Source organism: Gemella sp., assembly GCF_057272915.1.
Genome location: NZ_DBHIUF010000015.1, coordinates 22,194 through 36,612 on the forward strand (window position 1 = coordinate 22,194; position 14,419 = coordinate 36,612).

Genomic DNA, 14,419 nt, shown 5'->3' on the forward strand with positions numbered 1-14,419 from the left:
CTAAGAAACTATAAAAAGACGAAATCAATTCCGCGTTGCCACTTTTCTTGGTATTTAATATACCCACTCAATCTCTTTAAGGCAGAGTTACCAATTATTTAATAATTGCCTAAAAAGTGCGTTCATCTAGAAAAATTACTAACCTCACACCAACGTTAGCTCGCTAAAAATTTTTTACCAAATTACTATTCTTTTCTAAGGTTTTGTTTTATTGTTACTTATTTTACACCCTTAGTATGTGCTTGTCAAGTAAAAATTCAATATTTTTTTAATTTTTTTATGAAAATTTTCTTCTATCCCTATTATTAACTCCTAATATTGCCTTATTATAGACAAAAGAACTCAATTATGTAATAATTTCATCATTGAGTTCTTTCTTTATCATCTACAATTATTTACTTAATAAATTATATAATGTTTTAACATGTACTCCAGTAGCACCTTTTGGAAGGTATTTTTCAGCTTTTGAAAGGTATGCAGTTCCAGCTATATCTAAGTGTACCCATGGCACATCATTAGCTACGAAGTTTTCGATGAATAATCCCGCTGTTATTGTTCCACCTAAACGACCCCCTGTATTTTTCACATCAGCTACTGATGATTTATTTAATTCTCTAAAGCTATCATCAGCTGGCATTTGCCATACTCTTTCTCCCGCTTCTTTCGCAGCTTTGCTTAGCTCGTTATAGAATTCTTGGTTATTTGTTACTGCACCTGTGTAGAATTCACCTAATGCTACTAAGCATGCCCCTGTCAATGTAGCTAAGTCTATTACTTTACTAACTTTTAATTTTTCAGTAGCGTAGTACACTGAATCTGCTAAAGTAATGCGCCCTTCTGCATCTGTATTTAATACTTCTACAGTTTTTCCTGATAAAGTTGAAACAACGTCACCTGGTTTATAAGATCCACCAGCAATCATATTTTCACATGCCCCAACAACTGCAATCACATTAGTTTTTAGTTTTCTTGTCGCAACTAGTTTCATTGTTCCAATTACAGTTCCTGCACCTCCCATATCGCAGTGCATTATGTCCATACTATTAGCTGTTGGTTTAATTGAGTAACCACCTGAATCATAAGTTACACCTTTACCTACTAATCCAACTACTTCGCTTTCCTCTGGATTATTTAGGTATTTCATAACGATAAATCTTGGTTTTCTATCTGAGCCACGCCCTACAGCTAATAAACCTTTTAATCCTAGCTCTTCACATTGTTTTTCATCATATACTTCTACTTCAACACCTAAAGCTGATAATTCTTCATTAGCAATATTAGCAAGAGTCTCAGGGTATAAATATTCTGCCCTTTCATTTACTAAATCACGTGAGAAGAATACTCCACTCATAATGTCACGAGCTTCATTTATTACTTCTTCTAAATTATCTAACTTCTCTTCAGTTGATAAGTTAATTGTAATCTCTGGGAATTCTTCTCTATCTGATTTATACTTATCAAATTTATAAGTTCCATGTAACGCACCTTCAACTGCCGCATTTACAAATTTTTCTGTCGAGATGTTATCTACCTTAGGTAAAGTTACATATACTTCTAATTCTTTATTTTTTTCTAGTGCTTTCACCAACTTAAAGAATACTTCTCGTACTTTATCTTCTACTAACTCTTCTTTTTTCCCGAATCCTAAAAGTATTTCTTTTTCTCCATCAAAAGGAAGATTGGCGTGAACTTCTTTAAGTTTTCCTGAAAATAATTCTTTTTCTTTTGTATATTCTAATAACTTACTATCGTATACTTCATCTTCAAATATTGGTGTTACTTTTACACCTGCTTGTTTATTTGTAAAAAATTTCATTTTTTTCACCTCGTACTTTGTACGTTCTTTCTTATCTTATATTTTCTAATATTTGTTTTGCTACTTCTTTAGCTTCCAATACTGTATTTTCAAGAGTTGTACCTTTTTTCGACTTCCCTATTATAAACACATTTGGATATTCTTTTTTCATATATTCGTTAAATTTATTTATGTTTTTATTATAGTTTTTACAACGAAATCTGTAATTATCTTTAACCTTACTAATGTAGTACTTACTAACTTTACCAACTACACCATGAACTTTAATTAATTCTTTTTCAATTATTTCTATTATTTCAGAATCACTTTTATCCATTAATTCGCTAACCGCTTCTTCTCTATTAATATAAGCCCTCACGATTTGTATTCCACTCATTTTTATATCTATCCATTTATTACTTACATATTCTAACTTTGTTACATATTCACTATCATCTTTTGGGAAAATTATTTCTCCAATTTCACGATTAATATGTAATTCATCTCGCTTATAAACAAGAGTTACAACTATATTAGAAACATAATTCATATCTGAATAAAATTCAGTAATTTTTTCATCTCCATTAAACCACGGTAAAAAATTTTTCTGGTTTAATGTTAGTATTACATAATCATAATAATATATACTACCATTTGAATGAACTAAATACTTATCACCTTTTTTTTCTATTTTTTCAACCTTGCGATTCAATTCTAAAAATACTTTATCTGAAAAATTTGCCTCTAGTGTTTCTATAAATGATTTTAACGTGAATTTTAATCTATATTCCGAGCCAACTGTAATATTATCTATGACATTTTTATCATACATTTCTTCTAATATTTTATTAATATCTTCTTTTTGAATCGTTAAAAATGAAAGTTCAGGCATCAAACTAACCATACTTTGGTTAGAAATATCACATGAATAATAACTAGTTAATAAAGGTTCAATAAGTTTATCATAAATTTTTTCGTTGATTACAGCTTTAAAAAACTCCTCAGCCGTCAATTCTTTTATATCTTCATCTTCTAACGTATTATACATATTGTATATTATCGATAATTTTTCTTTAAAAGTGAATAAATCTGACAATAATAATTCTTTTTTATCTAATGGTACCCCATAAAGCATCTTTTCTGGTAGATATTTAATTCCTTCTTTTGTAAAAAATACTTTTTTAGTTACACCACTTTTAATTAAATATCTGTGAAGCCCTAACTCGATCATTAAATAAAATAGTACACCTTGTTCACTAATTGAATTATGCCAACCATTATCATAAATTTCTTGACCATATTGAAATTTTCCAAATCTATCATTCGCAAATTCTAAATCTCTTTCAATTAGATCAATATTAAATTTTCTTGAGTTTACTCCTGAGAATTTATCTAAAAAATAAGCACAGCTTACTCCTGATAAATCTCCTCCTATTATCGCTATATTTTTCATGATAATACCTTCTATTTTACTTTTTCAATAAACATTTTAGCTATAATATTAGCTAACAATACTGATAGAATAATTATTATTATCGTCATACCTTCAAAATTACTAAATAAGATAGCAAAAATTGCGAGCATAATAGTAGTAGTTAACATAACAATCATCAGTAATTTTTGGAAACTACCTATTTTGATACTTTCATCAACTGGTAATATACTATGCCAAATATTATTACTCATCTGTTTATACAGAGGGACAAGTTGAATAATTGTTAAGTAACTATAAGATATAATAGCTACTGCACTTACGTACGGATTTTTAAAACTAAAAATTATTAATCCAGCTAATAACATAAGTCTTAAAGCTAGAAATACCGTATTTTCCTGTCTTAAAAAGACTCTATAATAATAATATTTAAAGCTATTGTCTTTAGTGAAATTGTCTTTAGTTAATTTAGGTAAAATCGCATCAAAATATTTCCTTCTAGCAACTTTTACTCCACTTAACGGAACATCTACAAACATATTCACGAATTTCAAGTAACTTTCCATACGATGCTTGTCATATTCAGCTGCTTCATTCCATTTTACAACGAACTTTTCTTTATCGTCAGCGTTTCTTACATTTCCAGCATTCTTAAGAATATAATATGTACTATACGATAACGCAATTATTCCAACTAAATCAGTAATTAGTATATAAGTATTAACTATAAAGACTGAAATAATTTGTATAAAAATCACAATAAATTGTAAAATTTTAACCCAAATAAGTTCTTTATAGTGAATAATTTGGAAGTATTTCAATAAATTATTTAATAAAATAACCATAATCAATAAACAAATAGCAATTCGATCAACAGTACCTATAATACTCGTAATAGGTTTAACTGAAAAATAGAAAATAACAAACGCTATAACGTGTACTACCGTTGTGTTAATAATAGTTTTTTTACCAACGTTTTTATAGTATTTCTCTAGCGGTAACAAAAATACCGCATCAGCTTCTTTTATATATGTTTTAACCTTTGTACTTATTAAATAATAACTAAAAGCCAATGTTGCAGCAATAAACACCGAATACAATTCAAATTGACTAGCTATAGCTATCCATTTAGAATAGTTAATCATTGCTGCTCCTAACACAATAATAAGAAACATAATTAGGTGCGAATTAAAAATGTACTTGCTGTATGTTAGTTTTAGCTCCTGCTCTTTCTTGCGTCTATTGGCAAAAATATTCTCTATATTACTCATTACTATCTCGCACCGTTAATGATAGATAAATTTCATCTAAAGACGCACCTGCCATATTAAATTCAGCCCTTAGTTGTTCTAAATTCCCATTCGCTAGAATTTTCCCTTCGTGAATAATAACAAAGTTATCACAATACTTCTCCGCTGTAGCTAGTATGTGTGTAGACATTAATAAACTAGCTCCATTATCTCTTCTTTCACACATTAAATTAATTAAATCATTAATTGCTATTGGATCAAGTCCTAAAAAAGGTTCATCAATTATATATAAATTTGGCTCTACTAAAAAGGCACAAATAATCATTACTTTTTGTTTCATACCTTTTGAGAAGTGTACTGGGAAAAATTTCTTCTTATCACTTAGTTTAAATAATTCTAGTAATTTTTCAGCTTTTTCCCACGTATCTTCCATATCTAATCCATAAGCCATTGCTGTTAGATTTATATGCTCTTCTAATGTTAATTCTTCATATAAAACAGGTGACTCTGGAATATAACTTATACTCTTTCTATATTTTTCATTATCATGAGTAATCGTAATACCATTAACCTTTATCTCACCTTCCATAGGTCTAAGTAATCCTAATATATGTTTAATTGTAGTACTTTTACCAGCTCCATTCAGCCCAATTAAAGCTGTGATACTTCCTTTTGGTATTTGTATATTGATATTATCAATAATTTTTCTACGATTATACCCGCCACCAAGATTACTAATTTCTAATACATTAGTCATTTTATTTATCTCCTCTTTTTAATTTTTCAATTATTTCTTCTGTCTGTCGAAATGTCTCTTCTTTATTATAACTATTATTAATCACAAAATCACCTAATGCTGCTTTTTCCTGTGGACTCATTTGACTTTCTATACGCTTAAAAGCCTCTTCTTTTGATAAAGAATTTCGTGTAATTAATCTTTCTAATTGTACTTCTTCGTCTGCATAGACAACAACAACTTTCTCAACTAAGTCAACAAAATTAGCCTCATATAATAGTGCTATATCTAAAAAGACCAAATCTTCATCTTTATATTTTTCTTGTAATTTCAAAATTAATTCTTTTATTTTAGGATGAATAATACTATTTAAATTTTTTAAGTTTTCAGTATTTCCAAAAACTATCTTTCCTAATTTTTTCCGACTTATTTCATTATTTTCTAAAATATTCTCTCCAAATTTTTCAGCTAGTTTTCTTTTTACATCATTGCTAGTAAGTGCAACATGTCCAAGTTTATCGGCATCAATAATGGTATACCCCTTAGCTATCAAATAGTCTGATACAGTACTTTTTCCACACGCTATACTTCCTGTAATTCCAATATTCAAATTATCATCTCCATTAAATTACTTAAATACAATTTTATCATAAACTGCAAGCATTTACCATAGTTTAAAAACTATTAAACACCATTATTCTATATCTAAAGTACATTAGTTTTTTTTCGCTATGAAGTTATAATAAATTCAGTTACATATAAAATTTAAATTTTGTAAAAATAGAAAAAGGGCTGATTCAAAACTCCTAAATTTTAATAAAGTTTATATGAGAACTCATAGACACAGAGATTTATTAATATCTAAATTCGCCTTTAAAAAGCTTCTTAGTTGGAAATGTTAAAATGAGAATGTCCAATTTTAACAAAATCTTTTTTCACCGAAATCAAGATTTTTGAGTTGTTTTCAGTTTATTTATTAATCAATCTCATCTTGATAAAAAGCTGTAGCTACATCTTTCATCAGGTTTTTCTAGTGTCTAAAACTGTCAAAGTCGGCTTAAAACTTATCTTCTATTTCCATTTTTATTATACTAAAAATTCTTTTTTTCTATTAATACTCAATTCCTTGATAGTATGTATGCTGTCACATTTGTAAATTTCAAATACTATTTAATTTAACCTACCTAATTTTTGTAAACTAAAAACCCTAAACAGTAGAAACTATTCTAACATTTAGGATTTATTTATATTAAAGTTGAAGTTTTTCCCCATCTTTGTATACTTCATCGATAATCGCTCCACCTAGACAAACATCTCCATCATAGAAAACAACCGCTTGTCCTGGAGTAACAGCACGCACTGGTTCTTTATAGACAACTTTTACTTTGTTATCTTCTAATACTTCTACTTCTACTTCAGTATCTGGTTGACGATATCTGAATTTTGCAGTACATGTGAATTTATTAGGTTGTGGATTTTTTGTTGTAAATGATAGTGAACTAGCCAGTAAACTATCTGAATATAGTTTTTCATTGTGGAATCCTTGGCAAACGTACAGTATATTGTTTTCAAGGTCCTTACCGCATGCAAACCATGCTTCACCTTCTGTATCTTTAGTTCCACCAATACCTAAACCGTGACGTTGACCGATTGTATAATGCATTAAACCAATGTGTTCTCCACGGACATTACCATCTAAATCCACCATTTTACCACTTTGAGCTGGTAGGTATTGAGATAAAAATTCTCTAAAGTTTTTCTCACCGATGAAACAAATACCAGTCGAGTCTTTTTTCTTCGCTGTCGCAAGACCCGCTTCTTCTGCAATCTTACGAACATCTTTTTTCTCTAGTTCTCCTACAGGGAATAAAATATTTTTAATTTGGTGTTGTTTCAATTGAGATAAGAAGTAAGTTTGATCTTTATTATTATCAACACCACGTAACATTAAACGTTCTCCGTCAACATCTTTAACTCGTGCATAGTGCCCTGTTGCTACATAATCCGCACCTAAATCTTCTGCATATTCTAAGAAAACTTTAAATTTAATTTCTTTATTACACATAATATCTGGGTTAGGTGTACGACCTTTTTTGTATTCATCTAAGAAGTAAGTGAATACTTTATCCCAGTATTCTTTTTCAAAGTTTATAGAGTAATAAGGAATATCTAATTGTTCACATACTTTAATTACATCTTCATAATCTTTTTCTGCAAGACAAACTCCTCTGTCATCTTTTTCTTCCCAGTTTTTCATGAAAACCCCGATAACATCATATCCTTGTTGTTTTAGAAGATATGCTGTTACTGATGAATCAACTCCACCACTCATTCCAACTACTACTTTTTTGTTGCTATTCATTATTAATTCCTTTCTTTAATTCTTTTCTCTAAAGTTACAATCTTTTCTACAACTTCATCAATTAATTCTTTGCTTGTATCAAAGCCAACACTCATTCTTACAGAATGTGCTGCACGTTCAATATTATACATCTCTGTTATTATACGACTTCCTTTAATATTTCCTGAACTACAAGCAGATCCTCCAGAAATATAAATGTCGTGCGCATCTAAATATGTAATCAGTCGCTGTGCTTCAATATTTTTAAAATAAATATTCAATATATTCGGCAATGAATTCTCTATAGATCCGTTTACTTCAAATTCAACTTCATTTTTCTCAAGTTCAGAAATAAAGTAATGTTTCAATTCTCTAAGAGCTGGAATTGAATCTAATGTCTCTGATAAACAGTCATTAAGAACTAGTATCCCTAGTAAGTCAGTCGTCCCAGAACGAAGACCATTTTCCTGACCTCCACCTAATAATAATGGCTCAACATCTCCATCTTTTGCATATAAAAATCCAAAATTATTAAGTGAACCAATTTTATGTGCTGAAGCTGAAGCAAAATCCAAACCTAATTCTTTCACATCAATTTCAACTTTACCTAAAGCTTGAACAATATCACTATGCAATAGTATATTTTTATCCGCAATAAGTTCTGAAACCTCTTTTATAGGATTTAATACCCCAGTCTCATTATTAGCTAGCATTATTGAAATCAACACCGTCTTAGAATTAATCTTTTCTTTCAATTCATCAAGAGATATAACTCCACTTTCATCTACTGATAATTCATGAACCTTAAATCCAAACTTTTCAAGTCTTTTAGCACTAGATTTAACGGATGGATGTTCTATAGATGAAATTATTATTTCTCCAGTTTTAAATCTAGCTAATACATGATTGAATACTGTATTATTACTTTCAGTACCACCTGAATTAAAAATTATTTCATTACTACTTGCATTTAGAGTTTTAGCTATTTTTTCACGCCCTTCACGAACTAGCCTATTATTTTTCTTACCTAGAGTATGGCTACTACTTGGATTAGCATAGACTTCTTTTAGTATATTCATATTTTTTTCTATGATATCAAAATGTTTTCTTGATGTTGCTGCGTAATCTAAATAAATATTCGCCATATCATCGCCTCCTAATATTAATCATATTATATTTTAACACAAATAATAGTCAAATAAAATCAAAACCACTTTTCCTACAATCTCTTCTACATAGGGAGCGACTCAAAAATCCCAATCAATTTCATCGAATTTCTCCCATAAAATTCATTAAATATCAATAGACTATCGTATCTATGAATACTCATTTAACCTTTTTTCAAGATTTGGAACTTTTATTGGTCAATCTCAAATTTGTCCAAAATAATTTTCAACATCACTTAACATCTTTAATCCTAACTCCTCAAATTCTTTATCTTCAACACGTTTGGTATAGTTTAAAATACCTAGTGCTGAGATAAAAATCAGGCAGTACTCTAGTTCCTTAGAAAGAACTTCCTCATTTGAATATTCATAATAATGTTCTAAAAACAATTCTATTTTTCTTTTATCATTATCTAAATCTTGATAAAAATATTTAATAAAATCTAAATAATAACTTGCATATTTTACTCTTTCAAAATCTATTAATACCAAATGATCATCTTTTTTCATAATGTTTCTAAGACCAAAATCACCATGAATTAAAACTAAAGTTTTTACATATTCTTCATCTAACTTACTAATATTTTTTTGAATCTTAGAATGTAGTTTACATATTTTAGTAAATTCTTTTCTATCAGTCAATCTATATACATTTTTCTCTAAAACTTTCTTCAATGAAAATCCTTTTTCGTGTCCAATTGAGAACCAATTCCCTCTATGAAAATCAGATATTAGCTTGGCTATTTTTATTGTATCTTCATCATTTACGCTTTCTTTATTTAATGGAATATAATCTTCATATTTCAGTACTAGTGCAGAACATTTAGGAAAATCTAATAATAAATTACCTTTACTTCTTAATACTTCATACTCTAGTTTATATTTTAATGAATCTTTAAAAATTTTAACGAATACTCTTTCTCCTAATTTTTTAGAAAATCCTATAAAATGCTTATTTTCAGAAATATGATTTATTTTTTGCACGTTTGCATCTAATAATTCATCAAGTTGTCTTTTCATAATCACACCAAAATATTCATAAAAAGAGAGTTACTCAAAAAACATGATTTCAGCAAAATCTATTTTTTGAATTAACTCCTTTTTGAATTCTTATCCTTTAACTTCTTCTAAATTCAATGTTGACTTCGCATTTAACGTTAATGGATTAGCAAATATATTATTTTTATAATAATAATATCCTGCTGCTCCCATCATCGCAGCATTATCACTACAATAACTCATTTTTGGAATAAGTACCTCTACTCCTAATTGCTGTTCTAGTTCTAATACTTGCTTACGAAGTTCACTATTACCCGCAACACCACCTGCTAAAATCAACTGCTTAACACCTAAATTTATAATAGCTTTCTTAGTTTTTGCGATTAAAACTTCTACTACCGCTGTTTGGAAACTGCATGCTAAATCTTCAGGTATAATTTCTTCTCCTCGTTGTTTTGCATTATGAACAAAGTTAATTACCGCTGACTTCATCCCTGAAAAACTAAAGTTATAATCATCACTGTCTATCATTGCACGAGGGAATTTATACTTATCTTCACCTAACTTAGCTAGTTTGTCTACTTTAGGGCCACCAGGGTACTCAAGATTTAACTGTCTAGCAACTTTGTCATAGGCTTCACCTACAGCATCATCATGAGTAGAACCGATTATTTCAAAATCAAGTTCATCTTTTAAATATACAAGTTCAGTGTGTCCTCCACTAACTACAAGTGCTAGTGATGGGTATACTATATCATTATCAATATTACTAGCATAGATATGCCCTGCAATGTGATGTGCTGCAATTAGTGGTTTATCTAAAGCATAACTTAATGTTTTCGCCACATTAACACCAACTAGTAATGAACCTATTAATCCAGGTCCTTGTGTCACACAAATTGCATCTATTTCATTTAATGTTGTTTTTGCTTCTTCTAGAGCTTCTTCAACAATTTGCATTACTACTTCTATATGTTGTCTACTCGCTATTTCAGGTACTACCCCGCCAAATTTCTTATGTGTTTCAATTTGACTACTTACAATATTCGATAGTACTTCTTTACCATTTTTAACTACAGCTACACTAGTTTCATCACAACTTGTTTCTATAGCTAATATGGTTATATTATCTAAATTCTTAAATTCTTTCATTGCTAAAATCCCTTACCATCACATACGCATTTTCGCCATTATTTTTGTAATAATTCTTTCTTATATCAATAGTACTAAATCCTGCTTTTTCGTATACAGTTATTGCAGGCATATTACTTACACGCACTTCTACAATAGCTTTTTTTACACCTTTTAATTTTAAAAGTTGCATAACATAAGTGAAGAAAATTTGACCTAGTTTTTTATTTTGGTGCGGTTTGTCGATGACTATTTTATTAACTTGATATTCATCAGCAACTAACCAACCACCACAAAAACCAATAATTTCATCATCATTAAATAATCCATAGTATTCTGCATTAGCGTGTTCCAACTCAGATTTAAACATCTCTTTTGTCCACGCATCTTCAAAGTTATCTATATCAATTCTTGATAATACATCTAAATCATTAATATTTACCTTATTTACTTTTATCATTCTCAAGTTCCCTTTCTGCTTCAGTTTTTCTTAAATATTGTGGCTTCATATTATAACAATCAACCTCTTCTAAAGAATCGTATATTTTTACAACATTAGCTGCTCGAACCATTTCATCATTTTTTAATCCATCAAGAAGAAGTTCATTCAATTTTTCTATATCTTTACTAATGTATACATATTCTTTGTTCTGAGAAACAAGGAAATCATTGATTTCTTCAAGTGAATAATATCCTTCTTCCAGCACTTCTACTAATTGTTGATTTTCATTTTTATATACCGCACCAAAAACATTACCACGGCGCGCATCAATAAATGGAACAAGTAGCTTATTACTATCAAATTCCAATAACGCCTGTAATTTTAGAGAAGAAACTTTTTTCAGTTTAATCTTTAGTGTATAAGCTAGTGTTTTACATACTGCCGCGACTACACGAATTGCTGTATAGGATCCTGGACCTTCACTTGATATTACTTCTGTTAAATCTGTTTTTTTCTTATTTGCTTCTTTTAAGCAATTTTCTATTTCTTCTAAAATAACTGCAGATAAATTATTACTGCATACAAAGTTTTTTTCAGCTAGAATATTTTTTTCTTCAAAACATGCAATTGAACATACTCCGTTCGAAGCTTCTACAATTAAACTTACCAATTTTCACGAATCCTTTCTTCTATTTTTTCATATTCACCATTAGAGATAATTTCAACTTCTCTATGGTCATCTACTAATCGAATATTAAAAATTAATCTTTCTTTCGGTATAAAGTCTTCAATAAACTCTCCCCACTCAATAACACTAACATTATCTTCAAAGAAAATATCTTCGAATCCTAAATCTTCATCACTATCTTCTAAACGATAAGCATCAATGTGATACAACTTTCCATTAGGATACTTATATTCTTTCATAATATTAAAAGTTGGTGAGTTAACCACACTCTTAACCCCTAAATATTCTGCTAAATACTTAGTAAAAGTTGTTTTCCCTGCTGCTAAATCTCCATTTAACAAAAGTACTAATCTATCTTCTATACCTTCACTAACTATTTTTGCTAAACGTTTAGTATCTTCTAAATCTCTTATTACTATTTTTAACATTATTAAACCTTCTAAATCTTTATTTATATACCAACTATTATAATATCATATTTATCAGCATATTCCAACAACTAAAGGTATAAATAATGTTTTATAGAAATAACCATTTTTAAAAATTAAGAATCTTTCATTAACTAAATCATTCGCTTAGTAATCATTTCTAATAAAATCATAAAATAACGCCAAGATATTACTATCTCAGCGTTATTATTACTCATTTAATCCGTGGTTAAATCAAATCTTATTTTACTACTCTTACTCTTGAAGTTCTTTCAATTGGTGCAGCTTCTTGTAATTTTTCACCAAATGGCATTTGAGCACGTAGTACTAAGTTTGCAGGAATATTCCATTCAGCAGCAACTTTTTCATCAATTACTGGGTTATAGTGTTGAATGTTAGCTCCAACTCCAGCCTCTGCTAATGCATTCCAAACTGCAAATGATGCAATTCCAGTTGACTGTTCTGACCAAATTGGGAAGTTGTCAGCATATGCTGGGAATTGTTCTTGAAGTCCTTTTACTACATCGTGATTTTCAAAGAATAAAATTGTTCCATATGCTGCAGCAAAACTATCGATTTTACCTTTCGTAACTGCTTTAGCTTCTTCATTCGGTAAGAATTTTTCTAATTCACCAAATGTAATATTCCAAAGTTTTTGGTGATTTTCACCTAGTAAAACTACTGCGTGTGCAGTTTGTGAGTTAAAAGCACTTGGTGAGTATTTAACTGCATTATCAATAATTTCTAATACTTCTTGTTCTGAAATTGGTAAGTTTTTACCTAGTGCATAAACACTTCTTCTGTTTTGATATAAATTTTTTGCTTCTGTCATTATTATGTCCTCCGTTTTTTAGCTATTGCCAAACTTTATTATTTGTTTTATAATTATTATATATATAATTATAATATTTACCCCAAAAATAACAAGTACGTTTTTTTATGATAGTAAGTATCTTTTAAGATAGAATTGTATAATACCAACAAAATTTCAAGGAGATTTTTTATGGAACAACAAGAACCTTTTGGAAAATGCCCCTTTTTTACAACTCAAAAAATATTATCTGGAAAATGGACAATTCTTATTCTTCATCTTCTGGAAGATAAAAGTGTTAGATTTAATGAGTTGCAAAGATCACTAGGGACAATTACCCAAGCAACGTTAACAAAACAATTAAAACAATTAGAACAAGATGGATTAATAAATCGAAAAGTTTATGCTCAAATTCCACCAAAAGTTGAGTACAGCTTAACAGATATTGGTAAAAAATTTCAATCAGTACTTAATGAATTAGAAATTTGGGGAAACGACTACATTGAATATTTAAAAGAAAATAAAGAAGCAGTATAAAGTTATGGATAAACTAAATGAAATTAAATCAAAACTTCACCTACTTTCAGATGAACAATTAGATATAATACATAGGCTTATTTCGACTTGGAAGATTGAAGACAATAAAATTCAAACAGATGAAAATGTTGTCAAAAAAATATATGAAAGTACAATATCTCCTATAGAAGATCCTCTAGAAAATTATTCAAAAGAAGAACTTTTAGAGGAATACGGTGTATTATTTTATAACCCTCGAGAATCAACTAACGAAAATTTTGGAGAAGTTTCAATAGAGTATAATTACGAAGAGAGTACTCAATTACAGGAGCCTAATTATTACGGTGAAACTAGTCAATTATTGAATACTAATGGAAATGAGTTTAACAAAGATTCTTCGAGACAACACTCAAATACTAGTATAGATGATTTTGATCCATTATTCCCTGACACTGACTTCGATTCATTAACTGGTCTTAATAAAAGCAAATACGATGATTTAGATTTTTCAGCATTGATATCGAAGAAACCTAAATAAATATCATTTTTTAAAAGATTCTAACCTCCTATATTGTTAGAATCTTTTTGTACTTTATACACTAATAATTTAAAAAGAGAAGCAGATTTTTCGGCAGTGTCAAGATTTTTGTGTAAACACAATCTGATGTTTTAAATAAAGTTAAC

At 29.1% G+C, this 14,419-nt stretch carries 15 protein-coding genes and 1 other annotated feature; of the genes, 2 read left to right on the top strand and 13 right to left on the bottom strand.

Annotated features, from left to right (window positions below):
* Positions 1 to 11 precede the first annotated feature (11 nt).
* Positions 12 to 207 (bottom strand) — a binding site (T-box leader).
* Between the two features lie 184 nt (positions 208 to 391).
* The 13 genes from ACO6OL_RS06565 to ACO6OL_RS06625 form a co-directional block, all read right to left on the bottom strand.
* On the bottom strand, positions 392 to 1,816 hold the full coding sequence (locus tag ACO6OL_RS06565; RefSeq protein ID WP_485502562.1) for a leucyl aminopeptidase: 1,425 nt from the start codon (positions 1,814 to 1,816) through the stop codon (positions 392 to 394).
* A 31-nt stretch (positions 1,817 to 1,847) separates the two neighbouring features.
* Positions 1,848 to 3,248 carry a protoporphyrinogen/coproporphyrinogen oxidase gene (locus ACO6OL_RS06570; RefSeq protein ID WP_485502563.1) on the bottom strand — a complete coding sequence of 467 codons (1,401 nt, stop codon included), beginning with the start codon at positions 3,246 to 3,248 and terminating at the stop codon, positions 1,848 to 1,850.
* 11 nt (positions 3,249 to 3,259) lie between these two features.
* On the bottom strand, positions 3,260 to 4,498 hold the full coding sequence (locus tag ACO6OL_RS06575) for an ABC transporter permease (RefSeq protein ID WP_485502564.1): 1,239 nt from the start codon (positions 4,496 to 4,498) through the stop codon (positions 3,260 to 3,262).
* Positions 4,491 to 5,234: an ABC transporter ATP-binding protein gene (locus ACO6OL_RS06580; RefSeq protein ID WP_314160735.1), complete on the bottom strand. Its 744-nt coding sequence runs from the start codon at positions 5,232 to 5,234 to the stop codon at positions 4,491 to 4,493. Before ACO6OL_RS06580 ends, ACO6OL_RS06575 begins: the two co-directional genes overlap by 8 nt.
* 1 nt (position 5,235) lies before the next feature.
* Complete coding sequence (gene coaE / locus ACO6OL_RS06585; RefSeq protein ID WP_485502565.1) at positions 5,236 to 5,823, bottom strand: dephospho-CoA kinase; 588 nt, start codon at positions 5,821 to 5,823, stop codon at positions 5,236 to 5,238.
* A 639-nt stretch (positions 5,824 to 6,462) separates the two neighbouring features.
* Complete coding sequence (mnmA, locus tag ACO6OL_RS06590; protein WP_314091099.1) at positions 6,463 to 7,575, bottom strand: tRNA 2-thiouridine(34) synthase MnmA; 1,113 nt, start codon at positions 7,573 to 7,575, stop codon at positions 6,463 to 6,465.
* 2 nt (positions 7,576 to 7,577) lie between these two features.
* Complete coding sequence (locus ACO6OL_RS06595) at positions 7,578 to 8,699, bottom strand: cysteine desulfurase family protein (protein ID WP_485502566.1); 1,122 nt, start codon at positions 8,697 to 8,699, stop codon at positions 7,578 to 7,580.
* A 225-nt stretch (positions 8,700 to 8,924) separates the two neighbouring features.
* Positions 8,925 to 9,740, bottom strand: a complete 816-nt coding sequence (locus ACO6OL_RS06600) for a phosphotransferase family protein (protein ID WP_485502567.1) — start codon at positions 9,738 to 9,740, stop codon at positions 8,925 to 8,927.
* A gap of 90 nt (positions 9,741 to 9,830) precedes the next feature.
* On the bottom strand, positions 9,831 to 10,871 hold the full coding sequence (gene tsaD, locus ACO6OL_RS06605; protein ID WP_485502568.1) for a tRNA (adenosine(37)-N6)-threonylcarbamoyltransferase complex transferase subunit TsaD: 1,041 nt from the start codon (positions 10,869 to 10,871) through the stop codon (positions 9,831 to 9,833).
* Positions 10,858 to 11,310, bottom strand: a complete 453-nt coding sequence (gene rimI / locus ACO6OL_RS06610; protein WP_485502569.1) for a ribosomal protein S18-alanine N-acetyltransferase — start codon at positions 11,308 to 11,310, stop codon at positions 10,858 to 10,860. The genes tsaD and rimI overlap by 14 nt, the downstream gene beginning before the upstream one ends.
* Positions 11,294 to 11,962: a tRNA (adenosine(37)-N6)-threonylcarbamoyltransferase complex dimerization subunit type 1 TsaB gene (gene tsaB, locus ACO6OL_RS06615; RefSeq protein ID WP_485502570.1), complete on the bottom strand. Its 669-nt coding sequence runs from the start codon at positions 11,960 to 11,962 to the stop codon at positions 11,294 to 11,296. The genes rimI and tsaB overlap by 17 nt, the downstream gene beginning before the upstream one ends.
* A complete protein-coding gene (gene tsaE / locus ACO6OL_RS06620) occupies positions 11,956 to 12,408 on the bottom strand; it encodes a tRNA (adenosine(37)-N6)-threonylcarbamoyltransferase complex ATPase subunit type 1 TsaE (RefSeq protein WP_485502571.1) in 453 nt (150 codons plus the stop codon). The genes tsaB and tsaE overlap by 7 nt, the downstream gene beginning before the upstream one ends.
* Before the next feature lie 241 nt (positions 12,409 to 12,649).
* The gene (locus ACO6OL_RS06625) at positions 12,650 to 13,240 is read right to left on the bottom strand and encodes a nitroreductase family protein (RefSeq protein WP_485502572.1); all 591 of its coding nucleotides are present in this window, start codon (positions 13,238 to 13,240) and stop codon (positions 12,650 to 12,652) included.
* A gap of 171 nt (positions 13,241 to 13,411) precedes the next feature.
* On the opposite strand from ACO6OL_RS06625, the gene ACO6OL_RS06630 reads away from it, so the two are divergent.
* Positions 13,412 to 13,756, top strand: a complete 345-nt coding sequence (locus ACO6OL_RS06630) for a winged helix-turn-helix transcriptional regulator (protein WP_294681213.1) — start codon at positions 13,412 to 13,414, stop codon at positions 13,754 to 13,756.
* Between the two features lie 4 nt (positions 13,757 to 13,760).
* Positions 13,761 to 14,273, top strand: a complete 513-nt coding sequence (locus tag ACO6OL_RS06635; RefSeq protein WP_485502573.1) for a hypothetical protein — start codon at positions 13,761 to 13,763, stop codon at positions 14,271 to 14,273.
* The last annotated feature ends 146 nt before the right edge of the window (positions 14,274 to 14,419 follow it).

Coding starts and splice junctions, on each gene's coding strand:
- ACO6OL_RS06565 (WP_485502562.1), bottom strand. CDS start 1,816: ATGAAATTTTTTACAAATAAACAAGCAGGTGTAAAAGTAACACCAATA.
- ACO6OL_RS06570 (WP_485502563.1), bottom strand. CDS start 3,248: ATGAAAAATATAGCGATAATAGGAGGAGATTTATCAGGAGTAAGCTGT.
- ACO6OL_RS06575 (WP_485502564.1), bottom strand. CDS start 4,498: ATGAGTAATATAGAGAATATTTTTGCCAATAGACGCAAGAAAGAGCAG.
- ACO6OL_RS06580 (WP_314160735.1), bottom strand. CDS start 5,234: ATGACTAATGTATTAGAAATTAGTAATCTTGGTGGCGGGTATAATCGT.
- mnmA (WP_314091099.1), bottom strand. CDS start 7,575: ATGAATAGCAACAAAAAAGTAGTAGTTGGAATGAGTGGTGGAGTTGAT.
- ACO6OL_RS06595 (WP_485502566.1), bottom strand. CDS start 8,699: ATGGCGAATATTTATTTAGATTACGCAGCAACATCAAGAAAACATTTT.
- ACO6OL_RS06600 (WP_485502567.1), bottom strand. CDS start 9,740: ATGAAAAGACAACTTGATGAATTATTAGATGCAAACGTGCAAAAAATA.
- tsaD (WP_485502568.1), bottom strand. CDS start 10,871: ATGAAAGAATTTAAGAATTTAGATAATATAACCATATTAGCTATAGAA.
- rimI (WP_485502569.1), bottom strand. CDS start 11,310: ATGATAAAAGTAAATAAGGTAAATATTAATGATTTAGATGTATTATCA.
- tsaE (WP_485502571.1), bottom strand. CDS start 12,408: ATGTTAAAAATAGTAATAAGAGATTTAGAAGATACTAAACGTTTAGCA.
- ACO6OL_RS06625 (WP_485502572.1), bottom strand. CDS start 13,240: ATGACAGAAGCAAAAAATTTATATCAAAACAGAAGAAGTGTTTATGCA.
- ACO6OL_RS06630 (WP_294681213.1), top strand. CDS start 13,412: ATGGAACAACAAGAACCTTTTGGAAAATGCCCCTTTTTTACAACTCAA.
- ACO6OL_RS06635 (WP_485502573.1), top strand. CDS start 13,761: ATGGATAAACTAAATGAAATTAAATCAAAACTTCACCTACTTTCAGAT.